The sequence below is a fragment of the Kitasatospora sp. NPDC059673 genome, assembly GCF_042734215.1.
In the GTDB taxonomy this organism is placed as follows: Bacteria; Actinomycetota; Actinomycetes; order Streptomycetales; family Streptomycetaceae; genus Kitasatospora.
On sequence record NZ_JBHWEN010000007.1, the window covers coordinates 237893 to 257308 of the forward strand.

General features: G+C 72.2%; 21 protein-coding genes. 15 read left to right on the forward strand and 6 right to left on the reverse strand.

Features of this window, described 5'->3' with window-relative positions; genetic code table 11:
* Positions 1-210: 210 nt before the first annotated feature.
* The 3 genes from ACFV18_RS11775 (at position 211) to ACFV18_RS11785 (ending at position 2884) form a co-directional block, all read left to right on the forward strand.
* Positions 211-723: a MarR family winged helix-turn-helix transcriptional regulator gene (locus ACFV18_RS11775; RefSeq protein ID WP_380481937.1), complete on the forward strand. Its 513-nt coding sequence runs from the start codon at positions 211-213 to the stop codon at positions 721-723.
* A 101-nt stretch (positions 724-824) separates the two neighbouring features.
* Positions 825-2372 (forward strand): DNA-3-methyladenine glycosylase 2 family protein, encoded by a 1548-nt coding sequence (locus tag ACFV18_RS11780; protein ID WP_380481939.1) that lies wholly within the window; start codon positions 825-827, stop codon positions 2370-2372.
* Positions 2369-2884, forward strand: coding sequence for a methylated-DNA--[protein]-cysteine S-methyltransferase (locus ACFV18_RS11785; protein ID WP_380481941.1), 516 nt, complete (start codon positions 2369-2371; stop codon positions 2882-2884). The genes ACFV18_RS11780 and ACFV18_RS11785 overlap by 4 nt, the downstream gene beginning before the upstream one ends.
* Positions 2885-2952: 68 nt before the next feature.
* On the opposite strand, the gene rsgA is transcribed toward ACFV18_RS11785, so the two are convergent.
* Positions 2953-4035, reverse strand: a complete 1083-nt coding sequence (rsgA, locus tag ACFV18_RS11790; RefSeq protein ID WP_380481943.1) for a ribosome small subunit-dependent GTPase A — start codon at positions 4033-4035, stop codon at positions 2953-2955.
* 413 nt (positions 4036-4448) lie between these two features.
* Positions 4449-5522 (reverse strand): YihY/virulence factor BrkB family protein, encoded by a 1074-nt coding sequence (locus ACFV18_RS11795; RefSeq protein ID WP_380481945.1) that lies wholly within the window; start codon positions 5520-5522, stop codon positions 4449-4451.
* 304 nt (positions 5523-5826) lie between these two features.
* Here ACFV18_RS11795 and ACFV18_RS11800 point away from each other — a divergent pair, with 304 nt between their 5' ends.
* The 11 genes from ACFV18_RS11800 (at position 5827) to ACFV18_RS11850 (ending at position 15760) form a co-directional block, all read left to right on the forward strand.
* The gene (locus tag ACFV18_RS11800) at positions 5827-5910 is read left to right on the forward strand and encodes a putative leader peptide (protein WP_317621159.1); all 84 of its coding nucleotides are present in this window, start codon (positions 5827-5829) and stop codon (positions 5908-5910) included.
* 191 nt (positions 5911-6101) lie between these two features.
* Positions 6102-7835: a nitrite/sulfite reductase gene (locus tag ACFV18_RS11805; RefSeq protein WP_380481947.1), complete on the forward strand. Its 1734-nt coding sequence runs from the start codon at positions 6102-6104 to the stop codon at positions 7833-7835.
* Positions 7832-8008, forward strand: coding sequence for a hypothetical protein (locus ACFV18_RS11810; protein ID WP_380481949.1), 177 nt, complete (start codon positions 7832-7834; stop codon positions 8006-8008). The genes ACFV18_RS11805 and ACFV18_RS11810 overlap by 4 nt, the downstream gene beginning before the upstream one ends.
* Positions 7992-8705: a phosphoadenylyl-sulfate reductase gene (locus ACFV18_RS11815; RefSeq protein ID WP_380481951.1), complete on the forward strand. Its 714-nt coding sequence runs from the start codon at positions 7992-7994 to the stop codon at positions 8703-8705. The genes ACFV18_RS11810 and ACFV18_RS11815 overlap by 17 nt, the downstream gene beginning before the upstream one ends.
* Before the next feature lie 47 nt (positions 8706-8752).
* Positions 8753-9319, forward strand: coding sequence for an adenylyl-sulfate kinase (gene cysC, locus ACFV18_RS11820; RefSeq protein WP_380481953.1), 567 nt, complete (start codon positions 8753-8755; stop codon positions 9317-9319).
* Between the two features lie 5 nt (positions 9320-9324).
* Positions 9325-10254, forward strand: coding sequence for a sulfate adenylyltransferase subunit CysD (cysD, locus tag ACFV18_RS11825; RefSeq protein WP_380481997.1), 930 nt, complete (start codon positions 9325-9327; stop codon positions 10252-10254).
* 3 nt (positions 10255-10257) lie between these two features.
* A complete protein-coding gene (locus tag ACFV18_RS11830) occupies positions 10258-11574 on the forward strand; it encodes a sulfate adenylyltransferase subunit 1 (protein ID WP_380481955.1) in 1317 nt (438 codons plus the stop codon).
* 228 nt (positions 11575-11802) lie between these two features.
* A complete protein-coding gene (locus ACFV18_RS11835) occupies positions 11803-12972 on the forward strand; it encodes an aliphatic sulfonate ABC transporter substrate-binding protein (protein ID WP_380481956.1) in 1170 nt (389 codons plus the stop codon).
* A 145-nt stretch (positions 12973-13117) separates the two neighbouring features.
* Positions 13118-13921 carry an ABC transporter ATP-binding protein gene (locus ACFV18_RS11840; protein ID WP_380481958.1) on the forward strand — a complete coding sequence of 268 codons (804 nt, stop codon included), beginning with the start codon at positions 13118-13120 and terminating at the stop codon, positions 13919-13921.
* The gene (locus ACFV18_RS11845; protein WP_380481960.1) at positions 13908-14798 is read left to right on the forward strand and encodes an ABC transporter permease; all 891 of its coding nucleotides are present in this window, start codon (positions 13908-13910) and stop codon (positions 14796-14798) included. The genes ACFV18_RS11840 and ACFV18_RS11845 overlap by 14 nt, the downstream gene beginning before the upstream one ends.
* 5 nt (positions 14799-14803) lie before the next feature.
* The gene (locus tag ACFV18_RS11850) at positions 14804-15760 is read left to right on the forward strand and encodes a sirohydrochlorin chelatase (RefSeq protein ID WP_380481962.1); all 957 of its coding nucleotides are present in this window, start codon (positions 14804-14806) and stop codon (positions 15758-15760) included.
* Positions 15761-16222: 462 nt separating this feature from the next.
* On the opposite strand, the gene ACFV18_RS11855 is transcribed toward ACFV18_RS11850, so the two are convergent.
* From ACFV18_RS11855 to ACFV18_RS11870, 4 genes are all read right to left on the reverse strand, one after another.
* Positions 16223-16822: a hypothetical protein gene (locus tag ACFV18_RS11855; RefSeq protein ID WP_380481964.1), complete on the reverse strand. Its 600-nt coding sequence runs from the start codon at positions 16820-16822 to the stop codon at positions 16223-16225.
* A gap of 73 nt (positions 16823-16895) precedes the next feature.
* Positions 16896-17831: a WXG100 family type VII secretion target gene (locus tag ACFV18_RS11860; RefSeq protein WP_380481966.1), complete on the reverse strand. Its 936-nt coding sequence runs from the start codon at positions 17829-17831 to the stop codon at positions 16896-16898.
* Positions 17828-18154: a type VII secretion target gene (locus ACFV18_RS11865; protein WP_380481968.1), complete on the reverse strand. Its 327-nt coding sequence runs from the start codon at positions 18152-18154 to the stop codon at positions 17828-17830. The genes ACFV18_RS11860 and ACFV18_RS11865 overlap by 4 nt, the downstream gene beginning before the upstream one ends.
* 137 nt (positions 18155-18291) lie before the next feature.
* The gene (locus tag ACFV18_RS11870) at positions 18292-18783 is read right to left on the reverse strand and encodes a hypothetical protein (protein WP_380481970.1); all 492 of its coding nucleotides are present in this window, start codon (positions 18781-18783) and stop codon (positions 18292-18294) included.
* Positions 18784-18894: 111 nt separating this feature from the next.
* Here ACFV18_RS11870 and ACFV18_RS11875 point away from each other — a divergent pair, with 111 nt between their 5' ends.
* Positions 18895-19350, forward strand: a complete 456-nt coding sequence (locus tag ACFV18_RS11875; RefSeq protein WP_380481972.1) for a MarR family winged helix-turn-helix transcriptional regulator — start codon at positions 18895-18897, stop codon at positions 19348-19350.
* The last annotated feature ends 66 nt before the right edge of the window (positions 19351-19416 follow it).

Below are 19416 nucleotides of genomic sequence, written 5' to 3' on the forward strand. Positions count from 1 at the left end.
CCAACATATCTGCCACCGACATAATCGCTCAAGGACAGTTTCCGGCACCGAGGCATCTGCCCTCGCCCGGCACCAGTCCTCCCTGGTCAGCGCGCGAACCCGGGTCGGCACCGGCACCGCCTGAGGTCGGCACCGGCACCGCCTGAGGTCAGCGCCCGCACACACCGCCTGAGGTCAGCGCCGACACCGCCTGGCGCTACGCTGTCCGCCATGTCTTCGCAGCCCCAGCCCGCGCCCGACGCACTCGCCGGGGCCCAGCAGCTCACCGATGTGATCACCCGACTGCGCCGCGCCCTGCGCAGCTCCATCAGGTCGGAGTTCCCCTGGGAGGCGCTGCCGATGGCCCAGGTCGAACTCCTCCAGACCCTCGCCGTCGCTCCCATGCGGGTCGGCGAACTCGCTTCCCGCCAGCGCCTGGCGCCCAACACCGTCAGCGGCCTGATCTCCAAGCTCCTCGACGCCGGTCTGGTCGATCGCCAACCCGACCCGGGCGACCGCCGTACCGCCCGCATCGCCCTCACCGAAGCCGGCCACCAGCAGCTCCGTGACTGGCGCAGCGCCCATGAACGCCGCCTGGCCGCCGCTCTCCAGAGCCTCACCCCCGCCGACCGCGAGGCCGTCATGCTGGCCCTCCCAGGCCTCGACCACCTCGCCCACACCCTCGCGGGAACCGACCCGAGAACCGACCCGAGAACCGACCCGAGAACCGACCCGACCCGCTGACACCACCGCGCCCGTGGCCGGGGCATGGCGATGTCCGGCCAGGCATGGCGACGTCCGATTTCCGCCAGTCGGGCCTCCGGCGATGACGCAGACTGGATGGCGTGATCGACGACGAGACCAGGTACCGAGCCGTGCACAGCCGCGACGCCCGCTTCGACGGGGTGTTCTTCACGGCGGTTCGCACCACCGGCATCTACTGCCGTCCGAGCTGCCCGGCCACCACTCCCAAGCGCACCAACTGCTCGTTCTACCCGACCGCGGCCGCCGCCCAGGGCGCAGGCTACCGGGCCTGCCGGCGCTGCCGGCCCGACTCGGTGCCGGGCTCGCCCGAGTGGAACCACCGGGCCGACCTGGTCGGCCGGGCCGTCCGGCTGATCGGCGACGGCGTGGTGGACCGCGAGGGCGTCGCCGGGCTGGCCGACCGGCTCGGCTACAGCGCCCGCCAGCTCCAGCGCCAGCTGACCGCCGAACTCGGCGCCGGCCCGCTCGCCCTGGCCCGCGCGCAGCGCGCCCAGACCGCCCGGCTGCTCCTGCAGACCACCGAACTCCCGGTCACCGACGTGGCGTTCGCGGCCGGCTTCGCCTCGGTGCGGCAATTCAACGACACCATCCGCGAGGTCTACGACCGCACTCCCAGCACGCTGCGCACCGAGCGCGGCGGCCACCGTCGCTCGCCCGCCGCGGCCGGCCCGCTGGGCCTGCGGCTCGCCTACCGGGGCGCCGTCGACACCGAGCACCTGCTGGACTTCCTCGCGCTGCGTGCCGTCCCGGGCGTCGAGGAGGTCGTCCCCGGCCCGCGCCCCGGCACCCGCACCTACCGGCGCACCCTGGCCCTCCCGTACGGGCACGGCATCGCCGAGATCGACGGGCTCGCCCCGGGCGATGATCGGGCCCGTGGCTGGCTGGACTGCCGGCTCACCCTCAGCGACCTGCGCGACCTCACCACGGCCGTGCACCGGCTGCGCGCCCTGTTCGACCTGGACGCCGATCCGGACGCGGTCGATGACCGGCTCGCCGCCGACCCGCTGCTCGCCCCGCTCGCCGTGGCCCGGCCCGGGCTGCGCTCCCCCGGCCACGTCGACCCGCACGAGCTCGCCGTCCGCGCCGTCCTCGGCCAGCAGATCAGCGTCGCCGCCGCCCGCACCCTGGCCGGCCGGCTCGCCGAGACGTACGGCACCCCGCTGACGTCCGCCGACGGCGGCCTGCGTCTGCTGTTCCCGACCGCCGACGCCCTCGCGGCCGCCGATCCCGAACACCTGGCGATGCCGCAGGCCCGCCGCCGCGCCCTGCTCGGCCTGTGCGCCGCCCTCGCCGCGGGCACCGTCCGGCTCGACCCGGGCGTGGACCGCGAACAGGCCGCCGCCGACCTGCTCGCCCTCCCGGGCATCGGCCCGTGGACGGTCGGCTACCTGCGGATGCGCGCCCTCGCCGACCCGGACGTCTTCCTCCCCACCGACATCGGCGTCCGCGACGGCCTGCGCGCCCTCGGCGAGAGCGGCGAGCCGCGCAGCGCCGCCGACCGCTCGACCGCCTGGGCGCCCTGGCGCTCCTACGCCCTGCACCACCTGTGGTCGGCCGCCTCGGCCCACCACGCCGCCACTCGAAACACCGCCACTCGAACCCGCGACACCCGCAAGGAACCGGCATGACCACTGTGTTCACCACCATGGACAGCCCGCTCGGCACCCTGCTGCTCAGCGGCACCCTCGACGAGGAGCACGGCTTCGCCCTGACCGCCGTCACCGCGCCGGGTCAGAAGTACGCGCTCGCCGAGCCCGCCGCCGACTGGCAGCCCGACCCGGAGGCGCTCGCCCCCGTCGTCGAGCAGCTCACCGCGTACTTCGCCGGCGAGCGCACCACCTTCGACCTGCCGCTCGCCCCCGTCGGCACCGAGTTCCGCCGCCGGATCTGGGAGTCCATCGACGAGATCCCCTACGGCACCACCGTCACCTACGGCCAACTCGCCGACGCCGCAGGCCAGTCCCCCCGCGCCGTCCGCGCCGTCGGCGGCGCCGTCGGAGCCAACCCCCTGCTGATCGTCCGCCCCTGCCACCGCGTCATGGGCGCCAGCGGCAGCCTCACCGGCTTCGCCGCCGGCATCGACGCCAAGCGCTGGCTGCTCGCCCACGAGAGCGGCGAGGACACGGACAAACTGTTCTGACCGCCGTCGGCCCGACGGCACCTCCTCGGTCCGCCGGGCCGACCGGGATGAACCCGCCCGGGCGGAGGTCAGGTGCGGCGGACGGTGCGGGCCGCCTTGGTGCGGGACTTGTGGTGGCGGGCGCGTTCGGCGCGGAGGCGGGCGTCGGTGCGGGAGGCGATCCAGTCGTTCTCGCGCTGGAGCTTGAGGTAGGACTCCCAGCGGCGCTCGGGGAGGGTGCCGTCGGCGAGGGCGGCGCGGACGGCGCAGGCGGGTTCGCTGCGGTGGGAGCAGTCGTCGTAGCGGCAGCCGGACGCGAGCTGGTCGATGTCGGCGAACGCGAGGTCGATGCCCTCGCCACCGAAGAGGCCGACGCCGCGCAGGCCCGGGGTGTCGATGACGGCGCCGCCGCCCGGAAGGGGGACGAGTTCGCGGGTGGTGGTGGTGTGCCGGCCCTTCTCGTCGACAGAGCGGACCTGCTGGACCGTCATGGTGTCCGTGCCCGCGAGCGCGTTGGTGAGGGTGGACTTGCCGGCGCCGGACTGGCCGATCAGGGCGCAGGAGCCGGTGGCGAGGGCGCGCAGCGCGTCCATGCCGGCTCCGGTCTCGGCGCTGACCGTCAGCACGGGGACCCCGGGTGCGACCGCCTCCACGTCCGCCCGGACGAAGTCGCCGTCGTGCACCAGGTCGGACTTGGTGAGGACGATCAGCGGTTCGGCCCCGGATTCCCAGGCGAGGGCGAGCAGACGCTCCACCCGGCCCAGGTCGGGCTCCGCGGCGAGTGAGACGGCGATCAGGACGGTGTCGATGTTGGCGGCCAGCACCTGACCTTCGGAGCGCTTGTGGGCGCCCTTGCGGATGATCGCGGTGGTGCGGGAGAGCACGGTGGTGACGGCGGGCAGCGGCCGGGCGGCCGGGTCGACGGCCACCCAGTCCCCGGTGCACGGGTTGCGGATGGTGTCGGCACCGGTCACCGGCCGGGTGTCGGCGCGCAGCGTGGTCGGCTCGCCCGTCTCGGGATCGATGAGCAGCACGTCGCAGCGGCCGCGGTCGATGCGGGTGATCCGCCCAGGGAGCAGGCCCGCCTCGGCGAGCGGACGGAAATCGGCGGCCCGGCCCTCGTCCCAGCCGAGGCCGGAGAGCGGGTGGGCAGCGGAGGTCGTGGAAAGCACGGGGTGAACCCTTCAGGGAACGGGTGGCCCCGGCCGGACGACGGCGGTGTCAGCGTATGGGCGACACCGGTTCGAGGCCGGCCGCGGACCGGGGGGTACAGGACTCGATGAACTTCTGAACGCGGGAACCAACACCTGCAAGGACAGGCCTCACGGTCCTCACCTCCTCTTCTGCGACACGCCTCGCGCACCCCACCCTGGGGTGCCCTCGATCGGCGGACGCCACGGTAGTACCCGCCCGCCCCCGCCGCCACCGAATTTCCGCGCCACCCGATCGGGGCCTCACCGCCCGTGCGCGGCAGGGCAGTTGACGCACGGGCTCACCGGCACGCGCGGACACTCCCGGCGCACACGAAGCGGCCCCCGCCCGCACCGCAAGGTACCGACGGGGGCCGCTTCCCGCCCCGCACGTTTCAGTGCGGCCTGCGCCGCACCCGGCTCAGCCGCCGGCGGACGTCGTCGTGCGGCAGGAACGCGGCCCAGCGTTCGGGGTACTCGCTCGGCACCGGCTCGTCGTCCTCCTCGTCGAAGAGGTCCTCGTCGTGGCCTTCGGCGAGCCCGAACTGGCGGGTGCGTTCGGCGCGTTCGGCGGCCCGGCGGGCGGCGGCCTCGCGGCCGCGCTGGACGGCGGCGTCCTCGGTGAGGCGCTCGACCTCGGCGCGGGCGTCGGCGGTCTCGACGGCGGGCCAGCGGCGGTCTATGGCGGCGTTCATCGCGGCGCCGATCAGGACGGCCAGCGCCACCACGAAGATCCACAGCAGGACGGCGACGGGCGCGGCGAGCTGGCCGTACACGGAGTGGCCCTCGACGGAGCTGACCAAGTAGAGCCGCAGGGCGACGCTGCACACCACCAGCACCAGCAGGGCGACCAGCGCGCCGGGGATGTCCTCGCGCCAGGGCGTGCTAACGGGGACGGCCACGTGGTAGAGGGTGGTGAGGAAGACGATCAGCAGCAGGATCGCGGCGGGCCAGTAGAGCGAGGTGATCACTCCGGCCCAGCTCTGGAAGGTGTTGATCAGCAGTCCGGGCCCGGTGACCAGCAGTGGCAGCACCAGGGAGCCGATCACCAGCGCGCCGAGGTAGAGGCCGAGCGACATCAGCCGGGTCTTGACCAGGCCGCGTTTGCCGTCGAGGCCGTACATCACGGTGATGGTGTCGATGAAGATGTACAGCGCGCGGGAGCCGGACCAGAGCGAGAGCAGGAAGCCGATCGAGATCAGGTCCGGCCGGGCGCTGCCGAAGACGTCGTCCAGCAGGGGTTGGACGATCTGGTCGATGGAGCCCGGTGAGAGCACTGTCCCAGCTGCTGAGATGACGTCCGCCTTGAGCCGCACGATGGTGCCGGCGCCGAGGATGTCGTCGAGGTAGCCGAGGGTGCCGGCCAGGCAGAGCAGCAGCGGCGGGATGGACAGCAGCGTGAAGAACGCCGCCTCCGCCGCGAGGCCGGTGACGCGGTACTCGACGCAGGTGTTGGTGGTGTCCTTCACCAGCGCCCACAGGGTGCGGTACCAGGTGGTTCGCTTGGCGGCGCGGCGGCGTCCGCCTCGACGACGGGGGTGCCGGTCGGCGGTCGGACCGGTCCCTCCGGAAGGATGCGGAGTACTGCCTGCTGCTTGCACGCCCCTACGGTATCGGCCCGCACTCGCCGACCGACGCGCCGCCGCCGGGAACCGACGGGCCGTGGGGCGCGGAGTGGCCCCGGGCGAGCAACCGTCCCGGCATGCGGAACATTCAGGTCCAGAATTCGGACGTCAGTGGACCGCGAGTCACCGGCCGTGCGAATCTCTTGCCATGTCTAGCGCCGGAACCACCCTAGTTGGCCGACTCCACGTCGACCTCCTTCGCGTGTCCAGCGCCATCTGTCCGGTGATCTGAGCCCCACTCGCACGCCGCCACCGCACCGGCGCCCTGCCCGCGCGTCCCCGCTGTCGCGGATGCCCGCACCATCGACCCCGGCCCAGCGTCACCTCTCCCGCCGCCTGCTGAATTCCGCAGGTGGGAGCGGGTCACGCCCGGGGATCGGCCAGCACCCCCACATCTGCCAAGCCGCTCAAAGGACTGACACCATGGCCCGCACCCCCGAGCCGGACGCGCCGGACGAGCCCCAGGCCGGCGCCGCCGTCGCGGCCCGCCCCGCCGCCCGCAAGGCGACCCGCCACCGCGGCGAGGGCCAGTGGGCCATGGGGCACTTCACCCCGCTCAACGCCAACGAGCAGATGAAGAAGGACGACGACGGTCTCAATGTGCGGACACGCATTGAGACGATCTACGCCAAGGGCGGCTTCCACTCGATCGACCCGGCGGACCTCCGCGGCCGGATGCGCTGGTGGGGCCTGTACACCCAGCGCCGCCAGGGCATCGACGGTGGCCGCACCGCGATCCTGGAGCCGCACGAGCTTGAGGACGAGTACTTCATGCTGCGGGTGCGGATCGACGGCGGTCAGCTGACGGTCCCCCAACTGCGCGCCATCGGCGAGGCGTCCGAGCAGTACGCGCGCGGCACCGCCGATGTGACGGACCGCCAGAACGTCCAGTTCCACTGGGTACGGATCGAGGACGTCCCGGCGATCTGGGAGAAGCTGGAGTCCGTCGGCCTGTCCACCACCGAGGCGTGCGGCGACTGCCCGCGCGTGGTGATCGGCTCGCCGGTGGCGGGTATCGCCGCCGACGAGATCATCGACGGCAGCTGGGCGATCGACGAGATCAACCGCAGGTACATCGGCAACCCCGAGTACTCCAACCTGCCGCGCAAGTTCAAGACCGCGATCTCCGGCTCGCCGCTGCTGGACGTGGTTCACGAGATCAACGACATCGCGTTCGTCGGCGTGGTCCACCCCGAGCACGGCCCGGGCTTCGACCTGTGGGTCGGCGGCGGCCTGTCCACCAACCCGAAGCTGGGCGTCCGGCTCGGCGCCTGGGTGCCGCTGGAGGACGTCCCCGAGGTGTGGGCCGGCGTGGTCGGCATCTTCCGCGACTACGGCTACCGCCGTCTGCGCAACCGGGCCCGGCTGAAGTTCCTGGTCGCCGACTGGGGACCGGCCAAGTTCCGGCAGATCCTCCAGGACGAGTACCTGAAGCGCGAGTTGACGGACGGTCCGGGCCCGCAGCAGCCGGCCGGCCGCTGGCGCGACCACGTGGGCGTCCACCCGCAGAACGACGGCCGGTTCTACGTCGGCTTCGCGCCGAAGGTCGGCCGGCTGAACGGCAAGCTGCTCCAGCAGGTCGCCGACCTGGCCGCCGAACACGGCTCCGGCCGGCTGGCCACCACCGTCGAGCAGAAGCTGATCGTGCTGGACGTCGAGCAGGACCGGATCGACTCGCTGGTGGCCGGCCTGGAGGCGCTCGACCTGCGGGTCACCCCGTCCACCTTCCGCCGCGGCACGCTGGCCTGCACCGGCATCGAGTACTGCAAGCTCGCGATCGTCGACACCAAGGACCGCGGCCGCACCCTGATCGACGAACTGGAGCGCCGCCTGCCGGAGTTCGACGAGCCGCTGAGCATCAACATCAACGGCTGCCCGAACGCCTGCGCCCGCATCCAGACCGCCGACATCGGCCTCAAGGGCCAGCTGGTCACCGACGAGAACGGGCAGCAGGTCGAGGGCTTCCAGATCCACCTGGGCGGCTCGCTCGGCTTCGAGAACGCCGCGTTCGGCCGCAAGATCCGCGGCCTGAAGGTCACCAGCGCCGAACTGCCCGACTACGTCGAGCGCCTGCTGACCCGCTACCAGGCGGACCGTCAGGACGGCGAGCGCTTCGCCCAGTGGGCGGTGCGGGCCACCGAGGAGCAGCTGTCGTGAGCGAACGCGCCGCCCCCTTTTACTGCCCGTACTGCGGGGACGAGGACCTGCGCCCGTCCGAGAGCGGCCACGGCGCCTGGGAGTGCCGGGCCTGCCGCCGGGGCTTCCAGCTGAAGTTCCTCGGGCTGTTGCCGGCCACCGACAGGGGGACGGGCCATGACGACCGTGGCTGACCACGCGGCGGCCGACTACGAGGCGCTGGCCGTCCGGGCCGGCCGGGAGCTGGAGGAGGCGTCCGCGCAGGAGATCCTGCGCTGGGCGGCCGACACCTTCGGCAAGCGGCTCTGCGTCACCTCCTCGATGGAGGACGCGGTGGTCGCCCACCTGGCGTCCACCGTGCTGCCCGGCGTGGACGTGGTGTTCCTGGACACCGGCTACCACTTCGCGGAGACCATCGGCACCCGGGACGCGGTCGCCGCGACCATGCCGGTCAACGTGATCACGCTGACCCCGAAGCTCACCGTGGCCGAGCAGGACGCCCGGTACGGGCCGCGGTTGCACGACCGCGACCCGGACCTGTGCTGCGCGCTGCGCAAGGTCGAGCCGCTGAACCGCGGCTTGGGCGGGTACGACGCCTGGGCGACGGGACTGCGCCGCGACGAGTCGCCGTCCCGGGCGAACACCCCGGTGGTGGCCTGGGACGCCAAACGCCGCAAGGTGAAGCTCGCCCCGATCGCCCGCTGGACGCAGGACGACGTGGACGCGTACGCGCAGACCCACGGGGTACTGATGAACCCATTGCTGTGGGAGGGCTACACCTCGATCGGCTGCTCGCCACTGTCCTGCACCGCCAAGCCGGGAGAGGGCGAGCAGGGCCGGGCCGGCCGCTGGGCGGGCTCCGGCAAGACCGAGTGCGGCATCCACCTCTGATCCACCGTTGTTTGTTCCACCGTCACCGACCGTCAGGAGTAACCACCGTGACCACCGCCGACACTCCGGCAGCGGGCCGCGAGCGCGGCGCCACCGTGTGGCTGACCGGGCTGCCCAGCGCCGGCAAGACCACCCTCGCGTTCGCGCTGGCCGAGCGGCTGCGCGCCGAGGGCCACCGGGTCGAGGTGCTGGACGGTGACGAGATCCGCGAGTTCCTCTCCAAGGGCCTCGGTTTCTCCCGCGAGGACCGGCACACCAACGTCACCCGGATCGGCTTCGTCGCCGAGAAGCTCGCCGCCAACGGCGTCAAGGTGCTCGCCCCGGTGATCGCCCCGTTCGCCGACTCCCGCGCGGCGGTCCGCGAGCGGCACGCCGCGAACGGCACCGAGTTCCTGGAGATCCACGTCGCCACCCCGGTCGAGCTCTGCTCGGAGCGGGACGTGAAGGGCCTGTACGCCAAGCAGGCCGCCGGCGAGATCTCCGGTCTCACCGGCGTGGACGACCCGTACGAGGCGCCCGAGAAGCCGGAGTTGCGCCTGCAGACGCAGGGCCGGACGGTGACCGAGTCCGCCGGCGAACTGCACGCCTTCCTGACCGAGAGGGGCCTCGCGTGAGCACCGTGACCGACAACCCGGTCCGCACCGACGACACCCCCTTCGCGCTGTCGCACCTGGACGCGCTGGAGGCGGAGTCGGTGCACATCTTCCGTGAGGTGGCGGGTGAGTTCGAGCGGCCGGTGATCCTGTTCTCCGGCGGCAAGGACTCCATCGTCATGCTGCACCTGGCGCTGAAGGCGTTCGCGCCCGCTCCGGTGCCGTTCGCGCTGCTGCACGTGGACACCGGCCACAACTTCCCCGAGGTCATCGAGTACCGCGACCGCACCGTGGCCCGGCACCACCTGCGCCTGCACGTCGCCTCCGTCCAGGAGTTCATCGACCGCGGCGTGCTGCGCGAACGCCCCGACGGCACCCGCAACCCGCTGCAGACCGTGCCACTGCTGGACGCCATCGAAACGGGCCGGTTCGACGCGGTCTTCGGCGGCGGCCGCCGCGACGAGGAGAAGGCCCGCGCCAAGGAACGCGTCTTCTCCCTGCGCGACGAGTTCGGCGCCTGGGACCCGCGCCGCCAGCGCCCCGAACTCTGGTCGCTCTACAACGGCCGCCACGCACCCGGCGAACACGTCCGCGTCTTCCCGCTGTCCAACTGGACCGAACTCGACGTCTGGCAGTACATCCAGCGCGAGAACATCGAACTCCCCGCCATCTACTACGCCCACCACCGCGAGGTGTTCCGGCGCGACGGCATGTGGCTGACCGCCGGCGACTGGGGCGGCCCCAAGCAGAACGAAACCACCGAAACCCGCCTGGTGCGCTACCGCACCGTGGGCGACATGTCCTGCACCGGCGCCGTCGACTCCGACGCCGCCACCATCGACGCCGTCATCACCGAAATCGCCGCCTCCCGCCTCACCGAACGCGGCGCCACCCGCGCCGACGACAAACTCTCCGAGGCCGCCATGGAAGACCGCAAGCGCGAGGGGTACTTCTAACCCATGCCCACCCGAACCCCCACCACCCTCCTGCGCTTCGCCACCGCCGGAAGCGTCGACGACGGCAAATCCACCCTCGTCGGCCGCCTCCTCCACGACTCCAAATCCGTCCTCACCGACCAGCTCGAAGCCGTCGAACACGCCTCCCGCCGCCGCGGCCAGAACACCCCCGACCTCGCCCTCCTCACCGACGGCCTGCGCGCCGAGCGCGAACAGGGCATCACCATCGACGTCGCCCACCGCTACTTCGCCACCGCCCGCCGCCGCTTCATCCTCGCCGACACCCCCGGCCACGTGCAGTACACCCGCAACATGGTCACCGGCGCCTCCACCGCCGAACTCGCCGTCGTCCTCGTCGACGCCCGCAACGGCATCGTCGAACAGACCCGCCGCCACGCCGCCGTCGCCGCCCTCCTGCGCGTCCCCCACCTCGTCCTCGCCGTCAACAAAATGGACCTCACCGGCTACGCGGAGGACGTCTTCGCGGCGATCGCCGAAGAGTTCACCGCCTACACCGCCACCCTCGGCGTCAAGGACGTCACGGCGATCCCGATATCCGCCCTCGCCGGCGACAACGTCGTCGAACCCTCCCCCCACACGCACTGGTACAGCGGCCCGACCCTCCTCGAACACCTGGAGACCGTCCCCGTCGGCACCGACCCCCACACCGAACCGGCCCGCTTCCCCGTCCAGTACGTCATCCGCCCCCAGAACGAAGAATTCCACGACTACCGCGGCTACGCCGGACAACTGGCCTCCGGCGTCCTGCACGTCGGCGACCTGGTCACCGTCCTGCCCTCGGGCCACACCACCACCATCGCCGCGATCGACGCACTCGGCACCCCCACCGACACCGCCCGCGCCCCGCAGTCGGTGACCCTCCGCCTCACCCACGACCTCGACATCTCCCGCGGCGACCTCATCGCCACCGGCCGGGCCGCCCCACCCACCAAGGACATCGAAGCCACCGTCTGCCACCTGAACGAACGCCCCCTGCACACCGGCGCCAAAGTGCTCCTCAAACACACCACCCGCACCGTGCGCGCACTCGTCAAGGACATCTCCTACCGCATCGACATCGACACCCTCCAACAACGGCCCGCCACCGAAGGCCTGAACGTCAACGACATCGGCCACGTGACCCTGCGCACCGCCGAACCACTCGCCCTCGACAGCTACGCCGACAACCGCCGCACCGGCTCGTTCATCCTGATCGACCCGGCCGACGGCACCACCCTCACCGCCGGCATGGCGGGCGAGGCGTTCGACACCACCCCCGTCAGCACCATCGACGCTTCCACTGAGGAGGACTGGGTCTGATGCCCAGCGAGGCGTTCTCGGGCATGGACAAGGAAGGCGGCCGCATCGGCAGCGGCGTCCTCGGCAGCGGCCAGGGCGGCCTGACGCGATGTGGGGGCCGGCAGGGGCGCTGAGCCCCTGTCACCGGGCCCGCAGCCGCCGTGCCTTCCCACAGCAGGTACGGCGGGGCCGGCCCGGTCCCGGTCAGGCACGACCACCTTCCTTCTCCACGAACAGGACACCTCTGTCATGGCACCCAGCACCCTGCCCACCCATACCCCGGCCCGCCCCACCGCCGGCCGGATCAGACGGGCCGCCGTCGCGACCGTCGCCGTCCTCACCACGGCCGGCCTGCTCACCGCCTGCGGCTACGGCTCCAAGAGCGAGGACAAGTCCTCGGCCGCCCCGGCCGCGTCCGGCGCGAAGCTCTCCGCCGACACCGTGAAGATCGGCTACTTCGCCAACCTCACCCACGGCACCGCGCTGGTCGGCCTCAAGCAGGGCATCCTCCAGCAGGAACTCGGCGGCACGCAGATCAAGACCCAGGTCTTCAACGCCGGCCCCGCCGAGATCGAGGCGCTGAACGCCGGCTCGATCGACATCGGCTGGATCGGCCCCTCCCCGGCGATCAACGGCTACACCCAGTCCGGCGGCAAGTCGCTGAAGATCGTGGGCGGGTCGGCCTCCGGCGGTGTCAAGCTGGTGGTCAACCCGGCGAAGATCGGCTCGGTGGACGAGCTCAAGGGCAAGCGGATCGCCACCCCGCAGCTCGGCAACACCCAGGACGTCGCGCTGCTCAACTACCTTGCGGGCAAGGGCTGGAAGGTGGACGCGAACACCGGCGACGGCGACGTCAAGGTGATCCGCAGCGACAACAAGGTCACCCCCGACGCCTACAAGTCCGGCTCCATCGACGGTGCCTGGGTGCCCGAGCCGACCGCCTCCAAGCTGGTCACCCTCGGCGCGAAGGTCCTGCTCAACGAGAAGGACGTCTGGCCGGACAAGAAGTTCGTCATCACCAACATCATCGTGTCGCAGAAGTTCCTCACCGAACATCCCGACGTGGTGGAGGCCGTGCTGCGCGGTTCGGTGAAGACCAACGCCTGGATCAAGGCCAACTCCGACCGGGCCAAGGCCGTCGCCAACGAGCAGATCAAGGCCGACGCCGGCAACGCGCTGGACGCCGCGATCCTCGACCCCGCCTGGCAGGACATCGACTTCATCGACGACCCGCTGGCGGGCACCCTGCAGGCCGAGGCCGACCACGCCGTCACCGCGGGACTGCTGAAGCTGCCCAAGTCGAGTTCCGCCGGCGCGGGGGCGAACCTGGCCGGGATCTACGACCTCACCCTGCTCAACAAGGTGCTGGCCGCCGCCGGACAGCCCGCCGTCGCCGACGCCGGGCTCGGCACCAAGTAGCCCCGTCCTCCGGTAGCCCCTCCAGGCCCCGGGTTCCGCCTCGCTCCCGCCCACTCGATGCCCACTCGCCGGGCGGGCGCGGGGCGGACCCCGGCCACCGCTCCCCGCCTCTGCCCTGCCCGGACCACACCCGCAGGAGGTGCCCGTGACCACGGCACTGACCACCTCGCCCGACGCCCCCGGCGCGGGCCACCCGGACGGCGGCTTCGCCGTCCGGCTCTCGCACGTGCACAAGACCTTCGGCCGCCCCGGCACCGCCGCCCCGGTCCTGGACGACATCAGCCTGACCGTCGCCCCCGGCGAGTTCGTCACCCTGCTCGGCGCCTCCGGCTGCGGCAAGTCCACCCTGCTCAACCTGGTCGCCGGCCTCGACAGGCCGACCTCCGGCACCATCGACGTCCCCGGCGGCCGCCCCGCCCTGATGTTCCAGGACCACGCGCTCTTCCCCTGGCTCACCGCCGGCAAGAACATCGAACTCGCCCTCCGCCTCGCGGGTGTGGCGAAGGCAGAACGCCGGACCGAGGCCGAACGCCTGCTCGACCTGGTCCGTCTCGGCGGCTCCTACAAGAAGCGCGTCCACGAACTCTCCGGCGGCATGCGCCAGCGCGTCGCCCTCGCCCGCTCCCTCGCCCAGGGCTCCCAAGTCCTTTTGATGGACGAGCCGTTCGCCGCCCTCGACGCCATCACCCGGGACGTCCTGCACAACGAGATCACCCGCATCTGGGCCGAACGAAAGCTCGCCGTCCTGTTCGTCACCCACAACGTCCGCGAAGCCGTCCGCCTCGCCCAACGCGTCGTCCTGCTCTCCTCCCGCCCCGGCCGGATCGCCCGCGAATGGCGCATCGACCTGCCGCAGCCGCGCCGCATCGAATCCGCCGGGGTCGCGGATCTGTCCATCGAGATCACCGAAGAACTGCGTGGGGAGATCCGCCGCCATGTCCAGCACTGACACCCTCCCGGTCGCCGCGGACGACTCCGCGGGCGTCGAGGCCGGCCTCGACGCGCTCGAAACCGTCGCCGTCCAGCGCACACCCCTCTCCTCGGTCCTGCGCCGCTCGGTCCTGCCACCCGTCCTCGGCGTACTCCTCGTCCTCGCCCTCTGGCAGCTCGCCTACACCCTCGAACTCACCACCCCCGACAAGCTCCCCAGCCCCGCCGACGTCTGGGACTCCCTCACCGAACTCTGGTACGCCGGAACGCTGTTCTCCATCATCTGGACCAGCGTCTGGCGCGGCCTCTCCGGCTTCCTGCTCTCCGTCCTGATCGGCACCCCCATCGGCCTGCTGGTCGCCCAGGTCAAGCCGGTCCGCGCCGCACTCGGCCCCGTCCTCTCCGGCCTCCAGTCCCTCCCCTCGGTCGCCTGGGTCCCCGCCGCCGTCATCTGGCTCGGCATCAACAACTCCGCCATGTACGCGGTCATCCTGCTCGGCGCCGTCCCCTCCATCGCCAACGGCCTCATCGCGGGCGTCGACCAAGTCCCCCCGCTCTTCCTCCGCGCCGGCCAAACCCTCGGCGCGACCGGCCTGAGCGGCGCCCGCCACATCCTGCTCCCCGCCGCACTCCCCGGCTACCTGGCGGGTTTGAAGCAGGGCTGGGCGTTCTCCTGGCGCTCCCTGATGGCCGCCGAACTCATCGCCTCCTCCCCGGACTTGGGCCTCGGCCTCGGCCGCTACCTGGAAAACCAGCGCGAGTTCACCAACATGTCCGGCGTCCTCCTCGGCATCCTCCTCATCCTCACCGTCGGCGTCGCCATCGACCTCCTCGTCTTCTCCCCCCTCGAACGCCACGTCCTCCGCACCCGCGGCCTCCTCGTCACCACCCGCTGAGACCAATGGCTCCCCGCACCGGCAACAGTCAGAAGCGCAGCGCCCTGACACCCGACGGCACCCCCGCACGCCGTCAGAAGCGAAGCGCCCTGACGCACAGAAACCCCGCGCCCCTTCAGGGGCGCGGGGGGCACCTCCCAGCCGAAGGCGAGGGGGCGGAACTGCGCGAGGCGGAAGGCAACGCGTCGCAGCCGCGCACCGCACCCGCCCCCACCCACCTCTCGCACCCCGCTGCCGCCGCACCGCTTCTCCTTCTCGCCCACGGCTCCCGCGACCCCCGCCACGCCGCCACCGTCGAGTCCCTCGCCGACGCGATCCGCGCGCTCCGCCCCGAACTCCCCGTCACCACCGCCTACCTGGACCACTGCGCCCCTCGCATCGCCCAGGTCGCCCCCCGCCTCACCGAGGCAATCGCCGTCCCCCTCCTCCTCAACCGCGCCTTCCACGCCAAGCACGACATCCCGGCCGCCCTCCGCGCCGCCGGCTCCACCATCCCCGTCGCCGACGTCCTGGGCCCGTCCCCCCTCCTCCTCGACGCCCTCGACCGCCGCCTCGCCGAAACCGGACTCGACGTCACCGACCCGTCCGTCCGCGCCCGCACCGGAATCGTCCTGGCCGCCGCCGGCTCCTCCGACCCGGCGGCCAACGCCACCACCCGCGCCGTGGCCGCCACTTGGCAACGCACCCGGGGCTGGGCCGCCGTCACCACCGCCTACGCCTCCGCCACCGCCCCCACCGTCCCCGACGCCCTCACCACCCTCCGCCACACCCCCACCGTCCACACCACCGCCGTCGCCCCCTACCTCCTCGCCCCGGGCCTCCTCCCCGACCGCATCGCCACCGCCGCAGCCCCCGCCGACCACCTCGCCCTCCCCCTCGGCGCCGCCCCGGAACTCGCCCACCTCGTCCTCACCCGCCACGCCGAAGCCGCCACCGCCGCACCGACGGCCCGCACCGCCTAGCTCTGACCGGCAAGGTTCACCGGGGTGCGAGCCGCTTTGGGCCCCGAGCTACGGTCAACGCCGGCGGCAGTGGTTCGGAGGGGAGGACGGCATGGCGGCAGTCAACGTTCCGGGGCCTGAACCGGATTGGGAGGAAGCTCCGTCGTATCAGGGCGGGAAGCGCAATCCTGCGTTCCAGCAGAGCATGTGGGAGTTCGCCGCCAGCTCGTTCCGAGTGGTGGCAGGACTTCAGCCGCCGCTGGAGGCACTCGCGGCACGATTGCGACTGACCGTCGAACGAGGCTGGGAAGACCTCGGCTACGTGGACGTTGCGTCCGGTTCAGAGCTCTCCGGCGGACCCGACTTCTCCAAGAAGCTGGGGATGTGTCAGACCCTCGATGTGGCTGCGGTTGGAGCGGCCGGGGCCCGCAGCGCCGGTCGGGCGGCCCGGCACAGCGAGTCGCGCCGGATTTCGATCAGGTGTCAGAACGCCGCGAACGCCGCCGCCAGCTCGTCCGCCGCCGACGGCAGTGGCGTCGTGACGCCGACCCAGGAGCCGTCGCGGAAGTGCAGGTCGAGGCGGCCGCGCTGGGTGACGCCCTTCGCGTTGCGGTGGGCCGCGGCGATCTCGTGGCGGGGGAGTTCGAACTGGAGGGCGTGCTGTTCGGTGAGCTGCCAGAGTTTGGCGCGGTCGGCGAGCAGCAGCAGGCGGCGGTCGGTGAGGGCGAGCAGGGCGCTGCCGTTCGCGCCGTCCTCGTGGAGGCGGACGACCAGGCGGCCGGCGGTGGTGTGCCAGTCACCGGCCATGCCCTTGCCGTGCCAGACGGAGTCCGGCACGGCGTCCATCATCCGGTCCTCGACGGCGCCGACGCCGGCGGAGACCGGGTTGACCACCGCGTACGCGCGCCGCAGCAGGCTGAACGGCTTGGCCAACTTCTGTTCCAGCTCGCCGGGTTGGCGCGGGGTCAGCAACTTTTCGGGCGGGCGGGGGATGCCGGGCGCCAGCGAGATGGGCGCGGCGCCGCGCAGCTGCTCGCCGACGGCGAGGAACGGCGCGGCAAACTGGCGGTCCCGGTCGAGCACAGTGGTCCTCCTGGAGGTAATGGAGCGGGGCGGCTCAGCCGAACGCGTCCTCGAAGCGACGGAGCGGGGCGGCTCAGCCGAACGCGTCCTCGAAGCGGCGGCGGCGCTCCTCGGGGCTGAGCTCGGGCGCCTGGGCGGGCTGGGCGATACCGGTCTTCTGTCGCAGGCCGGTGCTGGGGCCGCGGTTGCCGCTGATCCGGTCGTCGGCCTCGTCGGCGATGATTCCGGCGCCGCTCTGGGTGATCTGCTGGAGCGCCTCGCCGGCCGGGTTGCCGGTCAGGCCGATGCCGTGCAGGCCGGCCTTGCCGACCATCTTGACGCCGGTCTTGGCCAGGTACGCCTCGACGTCCAGCGGCTTGTTCCAGGTCCAGGGCTTCTTCGGGTTGAGGTGCGGGCGCTTGGAGACCGCCTTGAGTGCCTTCATCGCGTCGGCGATCTTCTTCAGCGCGTTGGCGAGTTTGCGCACCAGGTTGGCTATCCGGGCGCTGGCGATGGCGCCCTCGGCGGCGGCCGCGGCGGCTTCGGCGGCCAGCGAGATGCCGGCGGTGATCACGCTGAAGGCGAGCGACGCGGCGAGCGTGATGATCGCCCACTCGATCAGTTCGCGGATGATCGTCTCGACCAGGTCCTGCGCCATCCGGGCTTCGGCGGCGGCCTCGGTGAGGAGCTCGGCGGTGCCCGCCATGTCCTCCGCCTCTTCCTCCAACGCCTGCTCGTACTCGGCGAGTTCACGCTGGAACGCCTCGGAGGCGGCACCCTGCCACTCGCCGGCCAGGGCGCCCCGGTCGCGGCGCTGGTCGGCGATCACCTCGCGCAGTTGCTCGGCCTGCTTCTGCCACATCCGGGCGGCGGCTTCGAGCCCCTCGGGGTCGCCGGTGACGAACTCCAGCGGCTCGGCGAGCGGTTCCACGATGGGGCGCATGATCTCGTCGATCACGCTGCCCAGCGGGGTCATCCAGTCGTTGATCTTCGTGTAGGCGTCGACGGCGCCCGCGATCGGCCCGCTCATCCGCCCAGCCCTCCGGCGATCGCCTGCATGGTCTGCCCGACGCCCTCGTCGGTGCGTTCGTACGCGCCGGCCATGCCGTCGGCGTACTCGGCGATCCGGTCCATGGTGTCGGAGGCGGACCCGGCATTGTCGATCGCCGCCTCGGCTCGCTCCACGTAGTCGCGGCCGGTCTCGTCGGACTCCGGGAGCTTCCCGAAGGCGGACGGCGACAGCTGGTGCCCGCCGAGTTCGGCGCGGATCGCCCGCAGCTGCTCGGCCCGTTCGGCACTGGTGCGGGCGAACCGGCGCAACGCGTCCGGATCGACCGTGAACTCCCCCGCCATGTCGGCGTACCTCTTCCCCGTTGCCAGGGCCTGACGCCGGGCGACGGCATAGGCGACGCCATGCGCAGACCATGAATTGGCAAAGAAGCTAACACGGCGCCACCCACAAGTGGTACCCCGGCATGTTCTGCTGACGCTCAGTCGGCCAGCCGCTCCCGCGCCCACGGATCGTCGCAGCGTACGGCGGCCTCCCGGCGGGCCGTCAGGAACCGCTCCGTCACCGGCCCGTCCACGGCGTCCGCCCACCGCCACGCACCCACCGCGCACACCTGCCGCAGCGGGTCGCCGCCCTCCATCGCCGCCACCAGCTCCTCCTGGAGCCGCCGCCATCCGCCCGCCGTCAGCAGCACCTGCGCCAGCCAGCGCGGCGAGGACGGGTCGTCGTCGGTCAGCAGCGCGGCCAGCACCAGCGGGTAGCAGCGGTGCGCGGCCGCCCGGTCCGCCGCCAGCCGCCGGTACGCGGCCTGCCGCTTGTGGCCGATCCGGTGGTACTGCGCGTAGCCCGGGGCCTGCGCGTCGAGCCGCGCCACCCGGTCGTCCTGCGACGTGTCGTCGACCGCCTCGCCGAGCGCCTCCAGCAGGGCGTCCAGCGCCACTTCCTGCACGTCCAGCCGCAGGTGCCGCTCCATCGACGTCTCCTCACCTCCCGCGAACTCCTACCGGATACTTGCAGGCGCGGGAATTTGCGCATTTCGACTAAGCTTGTACGGAGTAAAACGACCCCGAAGGGAGCGTGTCCGATGACCCGCCCTGATCCTGCCCTGGCCCACGGCTGGTGCGCCCTGACCGCTCTGCACGGCCGGATCGAGGCCCACATCGAGCGCGCCCTGCAGGCCGAACACGAGCTCAGCGTCCGCGAGTTCTCCGTCCTGGACGTCCTGAGCGAACAGCACGACGGCGACGGCGGCCACTTCCGCATGAACCAGCTCGCCGACGCGGTCGTGCTCAGCCAGAGCGCCACCACCCGCCTGGTCACCCGCCTGGAAGACCGCGGCCTGCTCGCCCGCTACCTCTGCCCCACCGACCGCCGCGGCATCTACACCAACGTCACCCCGGCCGGCCTCGACCTCCTCGCCCAGGCCCGCCCCACCAACGACACCGCCCTCGCCGAGGCCCTCACCACCGCCGAGACCCGCCCCGAACTGGCCCCCCTGGTCGCGACGGTCAGGGCGATGAGCCGGCAGGCGAGCAGCTAGCGGAGGTGCGATACCGGGGGCGCGTGGGGGTACCTCCCAGCCCTGTCGGGTTGGGAGGTACCCCCA

Bases quoted from the DNA above. Each gene is read 5' to 3' on its own strand.
- ACFV18_RS11775 (WP_380481937.1), top strand. From the start codon at position 211: ATGTCTTCGCAGCCCCAGCCCGCGCCCGACGCACTCGCCGGGGCCCAG.
- ACFV18_RS11785 (WP_380481941.1), top strand. From the start codon at position 2,369: ATGACCACTGTGTTCACCACCATGGACAGCCCGCTCGGCACCCTGCTG.
- ACFV18_RS11800 (WP_317621159.1), top strand. From the start codon at position 5,827: ATGTCTAGCGCCGGAACCACCCTAGTTGGCCGACTCCACGTCGACCTC.
- ACFV18_RS11805 (WP_380481947.1), top strand. From the start codon at position 6,102: ATGGCCCGCACCCCCGAGCCGGACGCGCCGGACGAGCCCCAGGCCGGC.
- ACFV18_RS11815 (WP_380481951.1), top strand. From the start codon at position 7,992: ATGACGACCGTGGCTGACCACGCGGCGGCCGACTACGAGGCGCTGGCC.
- ACFV18_RS11830 (WP_380481955.1), top strand. From the start codon at position 10,258: ATGCCCACCCGAACCCCCACCACCCTCCTGCGCTTCGCCACCGCCGGA.
- ACFV18_RS11835 (WP_380481956.1), top strand. From the start codon at position 11,803: ATGGCACCCAGCACCCTGCCCACCCATACCCCGGCCCGCCCCACCGCC.
- ACFV18_RS11845 (WP_380481960.1), top strand. From the start codon at position 13,908: ATGTCCAGCACTGACACCCTCCCGGTCGCCGCGGACGACTCCGCGGGC.
- ACFV18_RS11850 (WP_380481962.1), top strand. From the start codon at position 14,804: ATGGCTCCCCGCACCGGCAACAGTCAGAAGCGCAGCGCCCTGACACCC.
- ACFV18_RS11860 (WP_380481966.1), bottom strand. From the start codon at position 17,831: ATGAGCGGGCCGATCGCGGGCGCCGTCGACGCCTACACGAAGATCAAC.
- ACFV18_RS11865 (WP_380481968.1), bottom strand. From the start codon at position 18,154: ATGGCGGGGGAGTTCACGGTCGATCCGGACGCGTTGCGCCGGTTCGCC.
- ACFV18_RS11870 (WP_380481970.1), bottom strand. From the start codon at position 18,783: ATGGAGCGGCACCTGCGGCTGGACGTGCAGGAAGTGGCGCTGGACGCC.
- ACFV18_RS11875 (WP_380481972.1), top strand. From the start codon at position 18,895: ATGACCCGCCCTGATCCTGCCCTGGCCCACGGCTGGTGCGCCCTGACC.